We start from the raw sequence: 17,914 nt of genomic DNA, 5'->3' as shown, positions 1-17,914 counted from the left end.
TTCTGGCGGCCCTTTTGCGGGAACGCTTATTTAATTCCGGATATGATCTCCGGAAGTTTATCTTCCCAGCCGATGGTCGCGATCAAGGCGCCGCTGAATCCTTTGGATTTAAGCGCCCTTATCGTTTCAGCGGCAATACGCGTGCACTCCCGGGCTTTATCCGGCGCCTTCTGGATCCGTTTGATCATCTCATCCGGAATATGGACATTTGACATGTTGCGGGCCATATAGCGGGCCATGCCCACGGATTTTAAGAGCAAGACCGTGGGAATAATAAACACGTCCGGGCGGTCCAGTTTTTCGATAAAGGGCTGGATCGATTCGGTGTCAAAAAGCGGCGGGGTGATCAGGAACCGGACACCGGCATCGATTTTGCCTTTCACCGCGTCGATTTCCCGGTCCAGTTCGCTTCCGGAAAGCCCGGCATTGGCAAAAGCGCCGACAAAAAATGAGGGCTTTCCGTCAAGTTCAATGCCGGCCATATCTTTTCCCGTCTGCAATGCGGCAATGGCGCCCAAAAGCTGATCAATATCAATATCATAGACGGCTGCTGCCTGATGATGATCCCCGTAGCTGGGGTCTTCGCCGGTGACCGCCATAATGTTCTGGATACCGCAGGCATAGGCAGCCAGAAGGTCGGCCTGGAGGGCAATCCGGTTTCGGTCCCGGCATGAGACCTGCATGATGGTCTCCATGCGTTTGGTTTGAACCATCATGGCCGCCCCCAGGGCGCTCATCCGCATCACGGCATTGCTCATTTCCGGGATGACAAAGGCGCTGACCTCCTCTTTTGCTTTCCCCGCGCTGTTTAGCATATGGGTGACATCCACACCTTTTGGCGGTTCAATTTCAGCAAGCAGAACAAATTTCCCGGCCGCGAGTTTATTTTTGAGCTGCATATTCCCTCCGGTGATGAGACTTATATGGACAAGGCGTCATAATTTCAGAAATGCCAATGGATTATGGAAAATCAGACCTTACATTGATTACTAAAAATAAATAACACTGTCAATAGCTGTAAACGGTATTTTTTATTTACAAACAGGGTATCTTGTAGCAAACATAGATATGTATACATGGTTTTGTGTAAGGCATTAAGGCACTGAGGCACTGAGGGGGTTGAGGAAATATTGAAATTTGGAATTTAACTGCGAACTCCTGCACCCTGCACCCTACACCTTACACCTTATACCTTATACCTTACACCTTAAACCTTGTCCCTTGCGCATAGCCATGGCGAATGCAAATCAGGAGAGAAGGCCCCATGTCCCCAAGCACCGATCAGTCCCCTGAATGGCGGATTCTGGTTATTGATGACGAGGCGGATATTCGGGATATTCTGCGGATGGTTCTCGAAGACGCCGGATTTCAGGTGGAAACCGCTGAGGATGGAGAGGCCGGACTGGCCCGCTGCGAAGCCCGCCCGCCCCATATTGTGATCACGGATATCCGGATGCCGGGTATTGACGGGATAGGGGTGCTGGAAGAGATAAAGCGTCGATACGCGGATATGGAGGTGATCGTGATCACCGCCTTCAGCGATATGGAGGTGGCGATCCGCGCCCTTCAGCTGGATGCCTCGGATTTTATCACCAAGCCCATCAATGAAACCGCCCTGGATGTCGCCTTAAATCGCGCCAAAGACCGGTACCTGTCCAAAAAAGAAATCCGCGAATATACGGCGCTTTTAGAGCAGCAGAACGCTAAAACGCTACAGGAGCTGATTGACAGCCATGCCTTCCGGGACAAGCTGATCGAATATTCAATGGACGGCATCCTTGGCTGCGATGAAACCGGGCAGGTCATCATTTTTAATCAAAGCCTCCAGCAGATGCTGGGCTACAGCCGGGAAACCGATTTTAAGGCATTAACCCTCGCGGATGTTTTACCGTCCGATAATTATCAGCTCTTTTTTGATGCCCTGGACGGCCCCGGCTATGGCGGCAGGGATCGGCTGTTTCTCTTTGAAACCGAATTGGCGGCAAAATCAGGCGAGCGGGTCCCCATGCAGGTGTCTGCCACCCGGATGTTTGAAGAGGCAAAGATCGCCGGTTTGGTCTGCTTTTTTCGCGATCTTCGCGAAATCCGGCGGCTTGAGCAGGAACTGGCCGATCAGGGCCGGATTCTGCATCAGGATAAAATGATGTCCCTGGGTCGTCTGGCCGCAAGCATTGTCCATGAAATCAATAATCCGCTCTCCGGGATGCTAAACTACATGCACCTGATGAAGCGGATCCTGGATCGGGGGCCGGTTTCCGGCAAAACCCATGAACAGTTTCAGCAACACCTCGCTCTGGTTGAAAGCGAGACCAGCCGGTGCTCTAAAATTGTCTCCAGCCTGCTTTCATTTGCCCGGACATCCCAGCCGGTTTTTTTAAATATCCAGGCATCAGAGCTGTTGAATCGCTGCGTGCTGCTTTCCCAGCATAAATTAAAACTTCAGCATATCGACTGCCGGGTTTCCATTGCAGACGATCTCCCCCCCATTTACGGAGATTTCAACCAGCTCCAGCAGTGCATCATCAATCTGATATTCAATGCCGTGGATGCCATGCCGGACGGCGGAAAGCTTGAGATTTCAGCCGGGGCCGGCCAGGCGGGCGATAGGGTGGTTATCCGGGTCCGGGATTCGGGCCCGGGGATTAAGGAGTCGGATCTGCCCCGAATTTTTGAACCCTTTTTTTCCACCAAGAATGCGGGCTACGGTGTCGGCCTTGGTTTATCCACGGTCTACGGTATTGTAAAGCATCATGAGGGCAGTATCTCCGCGGCCAATGAACCTGCCGGGGGCGCCTGCTTTACCCTGGAGCTGCCTGCGGCGGAAAATCAATAGGGCGCGGATCTGTTCTGGGCGCGGATCTGTTCTTGACCCATGGGAATTTATGGCATATGCTTAAAATTATCATAATTAAAACAGCGGGGTTGGCCGCTTTTGACAACCCATACGGTGCTCATCACCTCCATACCACCTCTATCGCGCAGATCGACCGGACAGGTTCCGCCAGCCCCTTCATCCTCTCTGCCAGGAGGGTTCAATGCCCCTTAGCGTCGGTTTCTATATCTGCCACTGCGGCATCAACATTGCCTCCAAAGTCCGGGTCGAAGAGGTTGCCGAGTATGTCAGCCATTTAAAAAATGTCACGGTGTCCCGGGATTACAAGTTCATGTGCTCGGACCCCGGCCAGGAACTCATTGAAACCGATATCCGGGAACACGGCTTAAACCGCGTGGTCGTGGCCTCCTGCTCCCCCCGCCTTCACGAGAAAACCTTTCAGGGCGCCTGCCGCCGGGCCGGGCTTAATCCCTATTATTTTCAGATGGCCTCGGTGCGCGAGCAGGTCTCCTGGGTAACCGAAGACGCGGATGTCGCGACCCGAAAGGCGAAAACCCTGGCCGCCGCCGCGGTCAACCGGGTGCAGTTCCACTATCCCCTGGAAACCCGGGAAGTCGGTGTTCATCCGGATATCATGGTGGTCGGCGGGGGCATCGCCGGCATGCAGGCAGCCCTTGATCTTGGCAGTGCCGGGCATAAGGTCTACCTGGTGGAAAAGGATACCACCATCGGCGGCCATATGCTCCAGTTCGACAAAACTTTTCCAACGCTTGACTGCGCCGCCTGCATCGGCACCCCGAAGATGGTGGAAGTGGGCCAGAACGACAACATTGAGCTCCTCTCCTATTCGGAGGTTCAGGAGGTCAGCGGCTATATCGGCAATTACACGGTCACCGTGCGGCGAAAGCCCAGGTACGTGGTGGAAGGTGTCTGCACCGGATGCGGCGAGTGCATGAGCGTCTGCCCGGTTTCCATGCCAAGCGGCTGGGATGAAGGACTTGCCGAGCGAAAAGCCATTTACCGCTCATTTCCCCAGGCGGTGCCCATTACCTATGTGATTGATAAAAAGGACAGGGCGCCCTGCACCACGACTTGCCCGGCGGGCATCAATGTCCAGGGCTATGTGCAGTTAATTGGCCAGGGCAAATACCGTGAGGCCGTGCAGCTGATCATGGAGCGCCTGCCCCTGCCCGGCGTGCTCGGCCGGGTATGCCCCCATCCGTGCGAGTCTGTCTGCCGGCGGGCCGAGGTGGACAGTGCGGTATCCATTCGGGAACTCAAACGGTTTGCCGCGGACCAGGTGGATCTTTCCGAATTGCCCGTACCGGAAATCGAAGACCGGCCGGAGAAAATCGCGGTGATCGGCGCCGGCCCGGCCGGGCTGACCGCTGCCTACTATCTGCGGCTGAAGGGCTACCCGGTTACCATTTTCGAGGGCCAGGCGGTGCTGGGCGGCATGCTGCGGCTGGGCATTCCGGACTATCGGCTTCCGCCGTCTGTACTGGACCGCGAAATTGATTTTTTGTTAAATACCGGAATCCAGACCCGCTGCGGAGAGTGGCTGGGACGGGATTTTACATTCGAAAGCCTTAAAGAAGAGGGCTTTTCCGCGGTGTTCATGGGCACCGGCGCCCATTTTCCCATGAAAATGGGGATTGCCGGCGAGGACACCGAGACGGGTGTTATGGATGCCATTGAATTTCTGCGCCGGGCGAACCTGGGGGAGGCCCCGGAGACCGGCAAATCCGTGGCGGTGATCGGCGGCGGCAACGTGGCCGTGGATGCAGCCCGGTCTGCCAGGCGCCTGGGCGCGGATTCGGTGTCGCTGGTCTATCGGCGATCGCGCGCCGAGATGCCCGCCTATGAGGAAGAAATAACGGATGCTGAAGCCGAGGGCGTGCGCATATACTATCTCACCGCGCCGGTTCAAATAATGGGCCAGGGCGGCCGGGCAAGCGCCTTGCAATGTATCCGGACCGAACTCGGCCAGCCGGATCAAAGCGGCCGGCGCCGGCCTGTGCCGGTGGAAGGCTCTGAATTTGAAATCTCCTGTGATCTCGTTATACCGGCCATCGGGCAAAGCACGGGGCTGGCGGATCAGCTGAAGGATACGGAGATCGAGATTTCCCGGCGCGGCACCCTGATCGTTGATCCCAATACGCTGCAGACGTCAATTCCCTATGTATTTGCCAGCGGGGATGCGGTGACCGGGCCGGCCTCGGTCATTGAGGCCGTGGCCCAGGCCCACAAGGCAGTGGCCGCCATTGACCGCTATATCCAAGGGGCGGATTTGGCAGCCTATGCCGAAGAACTGGCCAAAGAGCCGGCGCCGGGGAGCGACTGGAAGCCCATACCCGAGAACCTGAAGCCGGAATCCCGGTGTTCGCCTTCACATCAAGCGGCGCCGGAGCGGATTCAGTCCTTTTCCGAAGTCAGTGCGGGGCTTGTGGACGCCGATGCCCGGAAAGAGGCCGCCAGGTGCTTAAACTGCGGCGGCTGCTGCGAGTGCATGCAGTGCGTTAACGCCTGCCAGGCCAATGCCATCGATCATCAGATGGCCCCTGAAATTCGCGAGGTCAAAGTGGGCAGTTTGATTGTGGCCACGGGCTATGATTTGATGGACCCCACCCCCATGAAGCCCTATGGGTATGGCAAGTATCCGAATGTTTATACGGGGCTTGAATTCGAGCGCCTAAGCAACGCCACCGGCCCCACCGGCGGTCAGATCCTGATAAAAGATGAAAAGGGCGAATTCACCAAAAAGCCGGAGAGTGTCGCCATTCTGCACTGCATCGGCAGCCGGGATGTGAACTACCATGAGTACTGCTCCCGGGTCTGCTGCATGTATGCCTTGAAATTTACCCACCTGATCAAAGACAAGGTGGGCCATGATACCCCGGTCTATGATTTCTACATTGATCAGCGCTGTTTTGGTAAAGGCTACGAGGCGTTTTACCGGAAATGCCAGGAAGAGGGCACGACCTTTATCCGGGGAAAAGTCGCTGAAATCACTGATGAGGCAAGGACCCCGGAAGAGACGGGAAAACTGGTGGCAATCGCCGAAGACACCCTGCTCGGCCGCCCCATACGGGTGCCGGTGGATATGGTGATTCTGTGCGTGGCCATGGAAGCCCGGCCGGACGCCCAGGAAGTCAGCCGCACATTCGGCATGAGTGTCGGAGCGGACGGCTTTTTTCTGGAAGAGCATCCCAAGCTGGGCCCGCTGGAAACCCCGACCGGGGGGGTATTCATCGCCGGGGCGTGCCAGGGACCCAAGGATATTCCGGATACAGTGGCCCAGGCCTCGGGCGCAGCCTCCAAAGCGCTCGCCCTTGCGACCCGGGGAAAGGTTCAGATTCCGTCCGCCATCTCTTCGATTGATCCGGATTTGTGCGCCGGCTGCCAGATGTGTATTGCGCTGTGTCCGTATTCGGCGATCGAGTTTGACGGGCGGCGCAAAATCTCGGTGGTCAATGAGGCGGTGTGTAAAGGCTGCGGCAGCTGTGCAGCGATATGTCCCAGCGGGGCGGCCCAGGTCCGGCATTTTAAGGAAAAGCAGCTCATGTCGGAGCTGGACGGATTGTTTAATGCCATTTATGCGGTTGGTCAATGAATTTAAGGGAGGAGCCATGGAAGAAGAATTTGAGCCCACCATCATCGCATTCGTCTGTAACTGGTGCACATATACCGCAGCCGACCTGGCCGGCACTTCCCGGCTGACCTATCCGCCGAATGTCCGGCTGATCCGGGTCATGTGCACCGGCATGGTGGATCCCAAATATATCATCAAAGCGCTGCTGGACGGGGCGGACGCGGTACTGGTGAGCGGCTGTCATCCCGGGGACTGCCATTATATCAACGGCAACTTCAAGGCCCGCCGGCGGATGCGGCTGTTAAAGGAGATTCTTCCCGGGTTCGGCTTTGAACCGGAACGCCTTCGGCTCACCTGGATCGGGGCCAGCGACGGCATCCAGTTTGCCGATACCATCAAGGAAATGGTGTCGCAAATCAAGCAAATCGGACCGAATGCGTGCAAACAGCAAATGGTGATCTAGGTTTTACCCGAATAGGTATGGAGAGTTGGCATGAGCGATTGGTACAAGATCGACCGGCAAGGCGATGAGCTTCTTACCGATATCCAGGGATTTTTAAAATCCGTGCTTGAACTGGACGGGATCAGCGGGGTGCTGGTCCCCCGGCGGCTGCCTGTCAAAGATACGGTAATGCCGGCCCTGGTGTCCCGGCCCGGGTTTTTAGATGATGCCGATCCCCTGGCGCCCGCGTTTACAGTGAATTCGGCCAAAAACTTATCCCGCTTAACGCGCAAAGGACTGGACGCAAATATCGCCGCTGTGATGCGATCCTGCGAAATAAGGGCATTTGTGGAACTAATCAAGCTCCATCAGAGCGAGAAAGAGCCGGTTATCCTGATAGGCATGGACTGTCTGGGGGCATTGACCAATCGCTCCTATCCGAAGTTTGCCGCGGAAAATCCGGAAAATTCAAGTGACGTCTTCCAGAAGGCAAGGCTTTCCGGCAACGATCCGCCGGAGCCGGCGGTTATGAATAGTGCCTGCCGGATCTGCGAGCACCCGGTGCCGGAGGCGGCTGACATTATCATCGGACTCTACGGCGTGGATCTGGCCGTCGGGCTTTTCTTGCAGGCCAAAACCGAGCGCGGCCGGGAGATTCTGGAAAAGATCGGCGCAAGCCCCGCCGAGGCGCCAAAGGATCGGGCCGAAGTGGTCCAAAATTTAATCGATGAGCGCATCGCCGCCCGGGATCAGGTGTTTGAAGAAACCGCGGCGGCAGTGTCAAGCATTGAGAAACTGGCCGCCTACCTGGCGGACTGTGTGAATTGCTATAACTGCCGGGTGGCCTGTCCGGCCTGCTACTGCCGGGAATGCGTATTCACAACAGATGTGTTCGAGCATGATCCCATGCAATACCTCCAGTGGGCGGATCGCAAGGGGGCGCTCAAGATGCCGACGGACACCGTATTTTATCACATAACGCGGCTAACGCACATGAGCACGGCATGTGTGGGCTGCGGGCAGTGCTCCAACGCATGCCCCAATGATATCCCCCTAACCGAGCTTTTTCGGACCGTTTCGCATCGCACCCAGGCGGCATTTGATTATGAGGCCGGCCGGAGCACGGAGGAGGCGCCGCCGCTTCTGGTGTTCAAGGAAGAGGAGTTTTCCGAAATTGTGGGCATCGGGGAATAACGGAGGCATATAATGGCATCGAAATCCGGATCAGCGCTTGTTATTGGGGCCGGCATCAGCGGCATCCGCTCGGCCATTGATCTGGCGGAAACCGGCTACCAGGTCTACCTGGTGGACAAGGCCCCGCATATCGGCGGGATACTTGAGCAGCTGGATCACCAGTTTCCGACCAACCGCTGCGGCATGTGCAAAATGCTGCCGGCCGCGGAACCGGATCAGGCCATTCAGCAATGTCTGCGGCGCGGGCTTTTCCATGACAACATCGAGGTGCTGACTGCCGCCGAAGTAACGGATATTTCGGGTGAAGCGGGAAATTTTTCCGCCACCCTGCACCAGCCCCCAACGCTGGTGAACCCCAAGCGGTGCGCGGGCTGCGGGGATTGTGCGGCCGCCTGCCCGGTCGAGGTCAAAGATGATTTCAATGCGGGGCTTTCCACCCGAAAAGCCATATACCGGCCCGCCCCCCAGATGCTGCCCGGGACTTACGTGATCGATCTTTCCGCATGCACACACTGCGGTGAATGCGTGCCGGTATGTCCCACCGGGGCGATCCGTATGGCCACCGCAGACCGGGAGAAGTTTAGAATCCTGGTGGTGGATGATGAGCTGATCGTCCGGGATTCCCTGCGGGCGCTTCTGGCGGATGAAGGGTTTTTTGCCGACATGGCCGAATCCGGTGAAGAGGCGCTGGAGAAGCTGAAGGCGGATACGTTTCATTTGATGCTTTTGGATATCAAAATGCCGGGTATGGAAGGCGTGGATGTCCTGAAAGAGGCTTTGACCCTGCAGCCGGAGCTCCGGGTGGTGATGATGACAGCCTACGCCACCATCGAGACCGCGGTGGAGTCCATGAAGATAGGCGCGGTGGACTACCTGGTGAAACCCTTTGAGGAGACATCGCTCCTGCCCCAGATCTACCGGCTTTATGAAGAGAGCGACGGAAGCCTCGAGCGCGTCCTTGACGTGGGCGCGGTGGTCATCTCCGCCGGCTGCCGCTATTTTAACCCGGCGGATGAAAAGGATGTTTACGGTTACGGGGTTTACCCGGATGTGGTCACCCACCTGGAGTTTGAACGGCTGATCAGCGGCACCGGTCCTTTTGGGGGTCAGCTCCTGCGGCCGTCGGATAGGCAGCCGGTCAAAAAAATCGCCTGGATCCAGTGCGTGGGCTCAAGGGACCTTCAGACCGATTCTGATTTCTGCTCCAGTATCTGCTGCATGTCCGCTTTAAAGGAGGCGATGCTGGCCCGTGAAATGAGCGGCGGGGAAGTGGAAACGGTCATTTTTTACATGGATATGCGGGTGTTTGAAAAGCCGTTCCAGCAGTATCTGGATGAGGCGCTGGATGCCGGGGTCATGCTGCAGCGCTGCCGGGTCCACTCGGTGAGCCCCACGGATGATGATAGCCCAAAGCTTATGATCCGGTATGTGGATGCCGAAGGGGCCAGGGAAGGCGGGTTTGATCTGGTGGTGTTGTCTGTGGGCCAGCGGGCGGCGGATAGCGCGGGCAGGTTCTCAGAGATGCTGGAGCTGGATCTTAATCAATGGGGGTATCTCGCGCCCCGGCCGTTTTCCCTTACCCGAACCGCAAAGCCCGGGGTTTTTCTCGGCGGTGCGGTATCCGGGTTAACCGATATTAATGACGCGGTGATTCGCGCCCAGTCAGCCGCCTGCGGTGCCTCCCTGGCCATCCATCGGAGCGGCGGCAGCCTGGAAGCGGTTGAAACGGCTGAGCGCCAGAGCCGTGATATCCGCCGGGAAATGCCGGGTGTTCTGGTCGTGTTATGCACCTGCGGCGGCCGCCTGCCCAAGATAATTGATATGGCGGCGCTGCTTGAGCAAATGCAAGCCGAGCCGGCGGTTGCAAGGTGCCTGGAACTGGATCAGCTTTGTAGGGATGATGGCTGGATGGCGTTTTTGGAAGAAGTAAAAGACAAAACCGTAAACCGGATCCTTTTGGCCACCTGCTCGCCCAATGCCTATGCGCATCGGCGGGGAGAGATCGCCGATGCCGCGGGCCTGCCGGAAGCGGCCGTGCAAATAAAGGATATTTATCTCGCCGAATGGTTTGCCGCGGATTCCGCGGCCGCCGATCAGATGCCCGTAAATACCGGCTATGTGGCCCGGAACCTCAAAATGGCAATTTCCGGGCTAAAGCGGGCGGATTTGACAGGTTCGCCGCATGTGGATGTTTATCAGTCAGCGCTGGTAATCGGCGGCGGGATTGCCGGAATGACCGCGGCGCTATCCATTGCCGACCATGGCTTCCAGGTGGATCTGGTGGAAAAGACGGAAAACCTGGGCGGCAACCTGAATTGGCTCACCTACATGATTAGTGGGACGGATGTGCGTGAGCTGCTTGAAAACACCATTGCCCGGGTAAATGATCATTCCCTGATTAACGTGCACCTGAATTCAGAGGTGATGGATGCGAAGGGGACGGTGGGCCGGTTCCAGAGCAAAATCAGTGACGGCGAGAATGAAAACCCGGTCTCCCATGGCGTCACCATCCTGGCCACCGGCGGCGTTGAGGCGGAAACCGAGAGCTACGGCCACGGAAAAAGTGCGGCCGTGATGACGCAGAAGGCGTTTGAAACCGCCCGCGCACAAGGCGACATCGATCCGGCAAATCTTTCATGTGTGGCCATGATCCAGTGCGTGGACTGCCGGGAGGCGCCCCGGAACTACTGCAGCCGCATCTGCTGTATCTCCGCATTAAAACATGCCCTTTACCTGAAGCAGGAAAATCCGGATATATCTGTCTATGTCCTTTACCGGGATATGATGACCCCCGGGTTTTACGAAACCTATTATACCCGGGCCAGGCAGCAGGGGATCATCTTTTTTCCATACACAACAGATGCCAAGCCTGAGGTTGTGCTGCCCGAAGGGGCTGAAGGCGAGGGCGGCGCTGTGCGGATTATGACGGAGGACCCCATTCTCGGGCAAAGCGTTCAGATTGATGCGGATCTGCTGCTTCTCGCCACCGGCATCCGCCCGGCATTGCCGGATGCGCTGCTGCCGGAACTGGATGCCAAAATTGACGAGCAGGGGTTTTTCAAGGAAGCGGATTTTAAGTGGCGGCCGGTGGAGTCCCTGGCGGCCGGGGTGTTTGCCTGCGGCCTGGCGCTTTCCCCGCGCGCCGTTGATGACAGTATGGCATCTGCCGAGGCCGCGGCCATGCGGGCGGTGCGCATGATTTCCCGCCAGCGGATAAACGCCGGGCAGCGGGTGGCCGTGGTCCGCCATGCGCTCTGCTCGGCCTGTCAGTTGTGCATTTCGGCATGCCCCTATGGCGCCCGGGCAGTTGATCCCGAAACCGGGGAGATCGTCGTGCATGCCATTAAATGCCAGGGCTGCGGGGCGTGTGCGGCCGTCTGTCCGAATAGCGCCACCATTCTTTCCAGCGGATCCGAGCTTGAGATGTTTGAGGTGATCGATGCCGCCATGGCATCCTTATAAAAGGGGGGTCGGGATAAATGAAAACAGCCAGGCGCGCAAAGCCCCATGAAATATCGGATGCCATTCTGGCGCCCATACGCGAGGAGCTGCTGGCCTGCATCCAGTGCGGGACCTGCACGGGCTCGTGCAGAAACGCGAATCTGATGGATTTCACCCCGCGAAGGCTCTGGCGGCTGGTGCTCACAGGGAACACCGAAGAGGTGTTTCACAGCCGAACTTTTGCCCTATGCTCGGCCTGCTATTACTGCACACTCCGATGCCCCCGGGGGCTCCCTCTGACAGAAGCCATGCATGCCTTGAAACGGGCTGCAGCCCATGAAAATATTGCCGAATACCGGCCGAGTGCCCGGTTTTACGGAAGTTTTCTGGATAGTGTGCGCCGGCACGGCCGGGTAAACGAAATGGAGTTCATGCGCCGCTACTTTATTTTAATGAAAAATCCCGCCATTCCCCTAAAATTTACGCCCTTGGGTCTCCGGCTGCTGCGGAAGGGCAAAATTTCAATATTTCCGGATAAAAGCAAGCCCGAGCATCCATTGGACCGAATGTTTCGGCGCGTGGAAGAACTGGAGAAAGCGAAATGAAATACCTGTATTATCCGGGTTGTTCGCTTGAGGGCACGGCACTTGAATACGACCGCTCCACCCGGGCGCTTTTTCAGGCCTTAGGGATAGAACTGATTGAAATCGAAGGTTGGACCTGCTGCGGCGCCTCCGCGGCCGAGGCGGAAAGTGATCTGCTGTCCTATGCGCTGCCGGCCCGGAATCTGGCCGTTGCCGAATCCATGGACGAGTCAATAAAGGATATCCTGGTCCCCTGCAGTGCCTGTTATCTCAATTTAAGGCGGGCGGCGGAAGAAACGCGGAAAAATCCCGATTTACTAAAACGGGTAAACCAGGCACTGGAACCCGAGGGGCTGAAGCTCCAGAGCGCTAAACGGGTCCGGCACCTGCTGGATGTTCTGGTTTCCGATATCGGCGCGGAGGGCTTGGCCGGTTACCTCCAATCAAGTATGGACCAATACCGGGTCGCCCTTTACTACGGCTGCCAGTGCCTCAGACCTTATAAGGTTTTTGATGACCCGGAAGATCCCACCTCTATGGAACCACTGATTCTGGCCACCGGGGCCAGCATCCACGATTGGCGGATGGGGGCCAAATGCTGCGGGGCGTCCCTGATGAACATCCAGCCGGAGATCGCCCAGGAGATGGTGGCCGCCATTCTTTCCGGCGCCAGCGGCGCGGACGCCATCGTAACCGTCTGCCCCATGTGCCAGATGAACCTCGAAGGCTACCAGAACCAGGTCTCCCGATCCGCCCATCAGGACCTTCACCGCCCCATTCTTTATCTCCCCCAGTTTCTGGGCCTTGCCATGGGCATCGACCCCAGGAACCTCTCCATCGAGATGAACCTTTCCAGTGTATCCGCTTTTATTTAGTGCTTAGAAGTATTCCCCCCGGGCCGCCGCCCGGGACCGAGCCTATAAATAACTTTAAAGGCACTGAGGCATGGTAAATTTGTTCTATCTATTTTTCAGGCGGGCACGGTGGCCCGCCCTACGAATGGGGAAAAACCCGATTCATCGTAGGGTCGGCCACCGTGCCGACCATAAATTCTTGATTTCATTAACCTAATACCTAATACCCAAAACCTAATACCCGTGAAGTTGCTTAGAAGCATTTTAAATATTTGTTGACCAATAGGCCATCCCTCGCGGTCATCGGTCGTCGGGGGATGGCCTTTTTATTTGGGAATCGTGACAGTAAACTTTGACCCTTCCCCTTTTTCGCTTTCCACCCGGATTTCACCGCCATGCTCGGTGACCACCTTGTTGGCGATAAAGAGGCCGAGGCCGGTGCCCTGTTTGCCTTTGGATGAATAGAAAAGGGTAAAGATATTGTTCTGGGTCTCCTCATCCATGCCGATGCCGTTGTCTTCAATTTCAAAAACTACCTCATTTTCCCGCGTTTCGGCCGTAAAGGTGGTTTTTGAGGCCCGCTCCTTATCCGCCAGACAGGCGTCCATGGCGTTTTCCAGGATATTGACCAGCGCGGAGCGGAGCATCCCGGCGTCAATGTTAAATTCGCCGCCGGCGTTCTGAAAATCCCGTATAAATTCAATGTGCTGCCATTCCAGCTTGGCGGCCACCACATCCGCCACATCCTTTGCAAAATCCGCCACATTAACCGGCTGGGTCTTTAATTCCCGCTTTTTGGCATAGAATAATAGGTCTAACACCATGTTGCGGATCCGTTCGGTCATGGATTTAACCATCTGGAGGCCCTCTTTGGCCTGGGCAGTATCCTCTTTTTCAAGCCCGGAGTCCAGCATATACATCCCGCCGTCAAGGCCTGTGAGCAACCCCTTTAATCCGTGGGAGACCGAGCCCACCATCAGCCCCAGGGAGCTTAAATGGTCCTGCAGATCGGTCAGCCGATCGATCGGTGTGGCCATGACCAGCACCCGGTGGATAACGCCCTCGGCATTTCGAATCGGCGAGGTCCAGACCAGTACGGGATACTTCCGGCCCTCGGCGGTGGTATAATCCGCTTTGGCCTCATGGGGCTGGCCGTCGCCGAATGTGGCCGCGGCCGGGCATTCCTTGCAGGGCTCCTCCGCCTGTTTTAAAATCTGATAGCAGCGCCGGCTGGAAATCTCGCTGTTGAAAGTGTCCTTGAACCAGCGGTTTGTGGTAATAAAATAGAATTGCCGGTTAAGAATGGCGATAAAGCAGGGCAGTTCATCAAACACCGAGCTGTCGGAAAGGCCGAAGCGATCCCCCTCTGCTTCAGACGGCTGCTCTGAGGATGAGAGGGCTCTGGATTTTTCAAGGATCAGGTTTTCCAGATTTTCCGTATACTCCCGCATTTTCTCCCGAACCGCAATCCGCTCCCGGGCCTTTTTGAGCGCGGCTTCCATGGCATGGTCGTTAATGGGCTTGGTAATAAAATCCGTGGCGTCATGGTGAAGGCTTTTAACCGCCACATCCATATCCCCGTGGCCGGTGATCATAATCACTTCGGTTTCCGGGTTTTCGTTTTTGATTTTTTCCAGCAGTTCGATCCCGTCCATGCCGGGCATTTTGATGTCTGTCAGCACGATCGGCGGTTGCACCTCGCGGAAAATATCCATTGCCGCTGCCCCGCTTTCAGCCGTGTACACTGTGTAGCCGGTATCGGTCAGGGTGATTTCCAAAACCTCCCGGATATCCGGTTCATCATCAACGATTAAAATCGGCGGATTCTTCATTTGTTCGCCTTACAAGAAATTTAAGAATAAATCGGGCGCCGGCCTCACTCGGGACAACAGAAATATGGCCGCCGCAGTCCCGGATGATGCCGTAGCTGATGGAGAGCCCGAGTCCCGTGCCTTTGCCCGCCTCTTTGGTGGTGAAAAAGGGTTCAAAGATGCGGTCGGCCATGTTCTTCGGGATGCCGGCGCCGGTATCAGAGAATTCAATAATAACCGAGCGGTTTTCGGTTCTGCCGGTGATTCGGATTTTTTTGTCTTCTTCGGTATACGCCGTGCCCCCCCATTTTTCCTCGATGGCATCCCGGGCATTGACAAACAGATTGATAAACACCTGTTCGAGCCGGTCCGGATCACCGTTAATCGTGGGCAGGTCTTCCGGCAGGTCCCATTCAACCGATATTTCCCGGAGTTTTAACTGCTGCTGGAACATCTCGTAGGCTTTGGTGATGACATCCAGAATTTGCATGGGCTGAAGCTGCAGATCGGATTTGCGGGCAATGTCGCGCATGTGGTTGATGATCTTGGTGGCCCGGTCAATGTTGCTGTCAATTTTTTCAAGCATGGACTGAAACGTGGAAGCCGCCAGTTCAGCCCCGGACTGCTGCTTTTTCAACAGAAATCCGCTGGCGGTTTTAATGACTGAAAGCGGCTGATTCAGTTCATGGGCGATGCCTGTGGCCATTTCCCCCAGGGTGGCCATTTTGCTTGCCTGGACCAATTGCTGTTCGGTTTCAAGCCGCTGGGTGATGTCGCTGGTAGTGATCAAATAGACTTTAATGCCGGCAAATTCCGAAGGCGAGACCCGTATATTGACATAGAGCCGATCCCCGTTTTTATGGAATTGTTTGACCTTGTTAATCACCGCGGAGGTGTGGATTTTATCCTGGTAATATTCGACTTCGTTTTCATTGAACAGCGCGGTAAACGGCCGGCTGATCAGTTCGGATTTGGTATATCCGTAAAGCGCCTCGGCGCTTTCATTGCAGTCCAGAATCTCCAGCGTATTGTTATCCAAAACAAACACCGGATTGGGGATGTTGTTGAAAATGGCATAGTATTTTTCCTCCGAGGATTTTAACTGCTCTTCCAGATGTTTTCTGGGGGAGATGTCCAGGCACATCTCCATGGCGGCAATCACCTCCCCTTTTTCATTGGTAATCGGGGCGGTCCGGACAATCCAGTGCTTGGTTTCCCCGGATTTGTCAATGCCGGTTTCCTCGCCGAAATGGGGCTTTCCGTCGTTAAAGGTTTTTTCCACCGGGCAGTGTTCGCATTTCTTGTTTCGGCCCTTATAGGCTAAATAGCAGTAATCATTATACTTGGGCTCAAAATGCTCCGCAAATTCCGTGTTAAACTGGTTCAGACGAAAATTTCTGTCCACCACGGTAATAAAGCAGGGTACCTGTTCAAACAGCTTTTGATACTCCTGTTTCTGCTTGTTGACCTCCCCCTGCTTCCGGTCGATTTCATTGGCCATTTGGTTGACCGCCTGGGCGAGTTTGCCCATTTCATCGGACTGCCGGATATTCACCTTGGAGTGGTAGTCGCCTTTTGCAATCAGGCGGGTGCCGCGGATCAGCTTCTGTATCGGCTGGTTGACAAATCGCATGACAAGCAGCCAGATGATAAGCGCGATGGCTATAAACAGGATGACAGTAAAACCGATGGTATACTTTTCCAGCGTGAGGATAAATTTATCCGTATTTTCCAGCGACACCACAACATCCAATACCCCGAGCACCGTCTGCTCCTCCCGATGGGAATGGCAGGCAGCGGTGGTGCAGTCCGGCTCATTGCGGATCGGACTCACAATGCCCATCAGGCGGGGGCCATTTGATCTTTTAACCATGCGCGTGCGCTGATCCAGGGTCAGATGCTGCCGGGGCGGATCTCTGCGGTGGCATATGTGGCAGGCCTCGTCGGTAATTGCCGTTTCCCGGTTGATTTCTTCGGATTTGTTGGAAAATTTGATTTCTCCGGATTTGTTATAGATCCGGATCGCTTTGATTTCCTTTTGCTGGGCGATGTTGTTGATGATCTGGGTGATATCCGGGCGGGAGTTTAGCATCATGGCATAGTGCGTGCCGAGTTTAATGGTGTTGCTCAGCCGGTCAATATCCTGGGTGACGTTGTGGGTCAACTTTTCCCGCTGATTTTGGATGTTGAACCAGGTCCAGGCGCTCAGGGAGAGTGCCAGTACAATGCCGACGGAGACGATCAGCTTGGTCGCCAGATGGTCACGGAGGGTATTAAATAATTTACCCATTAACCACCCTGTTACCCGATAATTTCTCTAACTTTTTTCAGAACTTCATCCGGATCAAACGGTTTGCTGAAATACGCCGCCACCTTTTTGATGGCCAGGTGGCTGCTGGGCATGCCGCTGATCACAATAATCGGGATATCCTTTAATTCCGGTTCTTTGGAGAGTTTCCGGTAAAACCGGGTGCCCCACTCCTGACTCATCTCCAAATCCAGGGTGATCAGATCCGGCTTTTCAGCTTTGACCACATCGTGGCCTTCTACGCCATTTGCCGCGCTGCACGTCTCATATCCATTGTCCTGAAACAGGGTTTCCAAGTACCTGACGGTGTATGGATCATCATCGATGACTAGAATTTTTTTGGCCATGAAAAGCTCCGTTTTATTTTTATTTTTGCGGATAGAGGCACCTGTTTGGCCGGCAGCAATATTTTATTGGTCCGTTTTCTGATGACATTCCCCGCAAAGCACCGGCCCGGCGGATTCCTTTAAGTGGCATCCCCGGCATTGCAGGTGATAGGCCCGAATCAAATCCATTTTGGAGTTATCATTTTGAGACAGATGACATTGGGAGCACTCCATGCCGATTGATGCCTCGTATTCGAGTTTTTCACCATCCTCATACATATGGTGGCAAACGTTGCATTCAGTGATGCCCGCCTTCTGATTGTGCGCATCATGGTGGAACTTCACGGGCGGACGCATGGGATCATCAAAGGCGCTGTCTTTTACAAAACGGATGTCTCCTTGTGAATAAGCGGCAATCCCGGTAAGCAGGAGCATCCCCCCGATTATCGATAATAGCGTCAGTACTTGTCTCATGCCCATGCGCGACTCCTTTGATTCAGAGGTGTTAGGTATTAGGTGTTAGGTGATG

General features: G+C 55.5%; 12 protein-coding genes. 7 read left to right on the top strand and 5 right to left on the bottom strand.

Annotation, left to right across the window (positions count from 1 at the left end):
• Positions 1 to 26: 26 nt before the first annotated feature.
• Positions 27 to 899, bottom strand: a complete 873-nt coding sequence (locus U5L07_05445; GenBank protein ID MDZ7831174.1) for a methylenetetrahydrofolate reductase — start codon at positions 897 to 899, stop codon at positions 27 to 29.
• 365 nt (positions 900 to 1,264) lie between these two features.
• Here U5L07_05445 and U5L07_05440 point away from each other — a divergent pair, with 365 nt between their 5' ends.
• From U5L07_05440 to U5L07_05410, 7 genes are all read left to right on the top strand, one after another.
• Positions 1,265 to 2,833, top strand: a complete 1,569-nt coding sequence (locus U5L07_05440) for a response regulator (GenBank protein ID MDZ7831173.1) — start codon at positions 1,265 to 1,267, stop codon at positions 2,831 to 2,833.
• A 202-nt stretch (positions 2,834 to 3,035) separates the two neighbouring features.
• On the top strand, positions 3,036 to 6,446 hold the full coding sequence (locus tag U5L07_05435; protein ID MDZ7831172.1) for an FAD-dependent oxidoreductase: 3,411 nt from the start codon (positions 3,036 to 3,038) through the stop codon (positions 6,444 to 6,446).
• Between the two features lie 16 nt (positions 6,447 to 6,462).
• On the top strand, positions 6,463 to 6,888 hold the full coding sequence (locus tag U5L07_05430) for a hydrogenase iron-sulfur subunit (protein MDZ7831171.1): 426 nt from the start codon (positions 6,463 to 6,465) through the stop codon (positions 6,886 to 6,888).
• Between the two features lie 30 nt (positions 6,889 to 6,918).
• Positions 6,919 to 8,061, top strand: coding sequence for a Coenzyme F420 hydrogenase/dehydrogenase, beta subunit C-terminal domain (locus U5L07_05425; protein ID MDZ7831170.1), 1,143 nt, complete (start codon positions 6,919 to 6,921; stop codon positions 8,059 to 8,061).
• A gap of 12 nt (positions 8,062 to 8,073) precedes the next feature.
• Positions 8,074 to 11,523 (top strand): FAD-dependent oxidoreductase, encoded by a 3,450-nt coding sequence (locus U5L07_05420; GenBank protein ID MDZ7831169.1) that lies wholly within the window; start codon positions 8,074 to 8,076, stop codon positions 11,521 to 11,523.
• Between the two features lie 17 nt (positions 11,524 to 11,540).
• Entirely contained in the window at positions 11,541 to 12,107 is a 567-nt protein-coding gene (locus U5L07_05415; GenBank protein ID MDZ7831168.1) for a 4Fe-4S dicluster domain-containing protein, read from the top strand.
• Positions 12,104 to 12,961 carry a CoB--CoM heterodisulfide reductase iron-sulfur subunit B family protein gene (locus tag U5L07_05410; GenBank protein MDZ7831167.1) on the top strand — a complete coding sequence of 286 codons (858 nt, stop codon included), beginning with the start codon at positions 12,104 to 12,106 and terminating at the stop codon, positions 12,959 to 12,961. Before U5L07_05415 ends, U5L07_05410 begins: the two co-directional genes overlap by 4 nt.
• Before the next feature lie 305 nt (positions 12,962 to 13,266).
• On the opposite strand, the gene U5L07_05405 is transcribed toward U5L07_05410, so the two are convergent.
• The 4 genes from U5L07_05405 to U5L07_05390 all read right to left on the bottom strand — a co-directional run bounded on the left by U5L07_05405 (position 13,267) and on the right by U5L07_05390 (position 17,865).
• On the bottom strand, positions 13,267 to 14,772 hold the full coding sequence (locus U5L07_05405; protein ID MDZ7831166.1) for a response regulator: 1,506 nt from the start codon (positions 14,770 to 14,772) through the stop codon (positions 13,267 to 13,269).
• The gene (locus tag U5L07_05400; GenBank protein ID MDZ7831165.1) at positions 14,744 to 17,041 is read right to left on the bottom strand and encodes a PAS domain S-box protein; all 2,298 of its coding nucleotides are present in this window, start codon (positions 17,039 to 17,041) and stop codon (positions 14,744 to 14,746) included. Before U5L07_05400 ends, U5L07_05405 begins: the two co-directional genes overlap by 29 nt.
• An 11-nt stretch (positions 17,042 to 17,052) precedes the next feature.
• On the bottom strand, positions 17,053 to 17,406 hold the full coding sequence (locus U5L07_05395) for a response regulator (GenBank protein MDZ7831164.1): 354 nt from the start codon (positions 17,404 to 17,406) through the stop codon (positions 17,053 to 17,055).
• A gap of 63 nt (positions 17,407 to 17,469) precedes the next feature.
• Positions 17,470 to 17,865 carry a cytochrome c3 family protein gene (locus tag U5L07_05390; protein ID MDZ7831163.1) on the bottom strand — a complete coding sequence of 132 codons (396 nt, stop codon included), beginning with the start codon at positions 17,863 to 17,865 and terminating at the stop codon, positions 17,470 to 17,472.
• Positions 17,866 to 17,914: the final 49 nt, after the last annotated feature.

It is taken from the genome of Desulfobacterales bacterium, from assembly GCA_034520365.1.
Classification (GTDB): domain Bacteria; phylum Desulfobacterota; class Desulfobacteria; order Desulfobacterales; family Desulfosalsimonadaceae; genus M55B175.
This window is presented reverse-complemented; position numbering and strand designations above follow the sequence as displayed.

What these genes read in the sequence shown, in the direction of transcription:
- U5L07_05445 (MDZ7831174.1), bottom strand. Translation starts at nt 899, where the DNA reads ATGCAGCTCAAAAATAAACTCGCGGCCGGGAAATTTGTTCTGCTTGCT.
- U5L07_05440 (MDZ7831173.1), top strand. Translation starts at nt 1,265, where the DNA reads ATGTCCCCAAGCACCGATCAGTCCCCTGAATGGCGGATTCTGGTTATT.
- U5L07_05435 (MDZ7831172.1), top strand. Translation starts at nt 3,036, where the DNA reads ATGCCCCTTAGCGTCGGTTTCTATATCTGCCACTGCGGCATCAACATT.
- U5L07_05430 (MDZ7831171.1), top strand. Translation starts at nt 6,463, where the DNA reads ATGGAAGAAGAATTTGAGCCCACCATCATCGCATTCGTCTGTAACTGG.
- U5L07_05425 (MDZ7831170.1), top strand. Translation starts at nt 6,919, where the DNA reads ATGAGCGATTGGTACAAGATCGACCGGCAAGGCGATGAGCTTCTTACC.
- U5L07_05420 (MDZ7831169.1), top strand. Translation starts at nt 8,074, where the DNA reads ATGGCATCGAAATCCGGATCAGCGCTTGTTATTGGGGCCGGCATCAGC.
- U5L07_05415 (MDZ7831168.1), top strand. Translation starts at nt 11,541, where the DNA reads ATGAAAACAGCCAGGCGCGCAAAGCCCCATGAAATATCGGATGCCATT.
- U5L07_05410 (MDZ7831167.1), top strand. Translation starts at nt 12,104, where the DNA reads ATGAAATACCTGTATTATCCGGGTTGTTCGCTTGAGGGCACGGCACTT.
- U5L07_05405 (MDZ7831166.1), bottom strand. Translation starts at nt 14,772, where the DNA reads ATGAAGAATCCGCCGATTTTAATCGTTGATGATGAACCGGATATCCGG.
- U5L07_05400 (MDZ7831165.1), bottom strand. Translation starts at nt 17,041, where the DNA reads ATGGGTAAATTATTTAATACCCTCCGTGACCATCTGGCGACCAAGCTG.
- U5L07_05395 (MDZ7831164.1), bottom strand. Translation starts at nt 17,406, where the DNA reads ATGGCCAAAAAAATTCTAGTCATCGATGATGATCCATACACCGTCAGG.
- U5L07_05390 (MDZ7831163.1), bottom strand. Translation starts at nt 17,865, where the DNA reads ATGGGCATGAGACAAGTACTGACGCTATTATCGATAATCGGGGGGATG.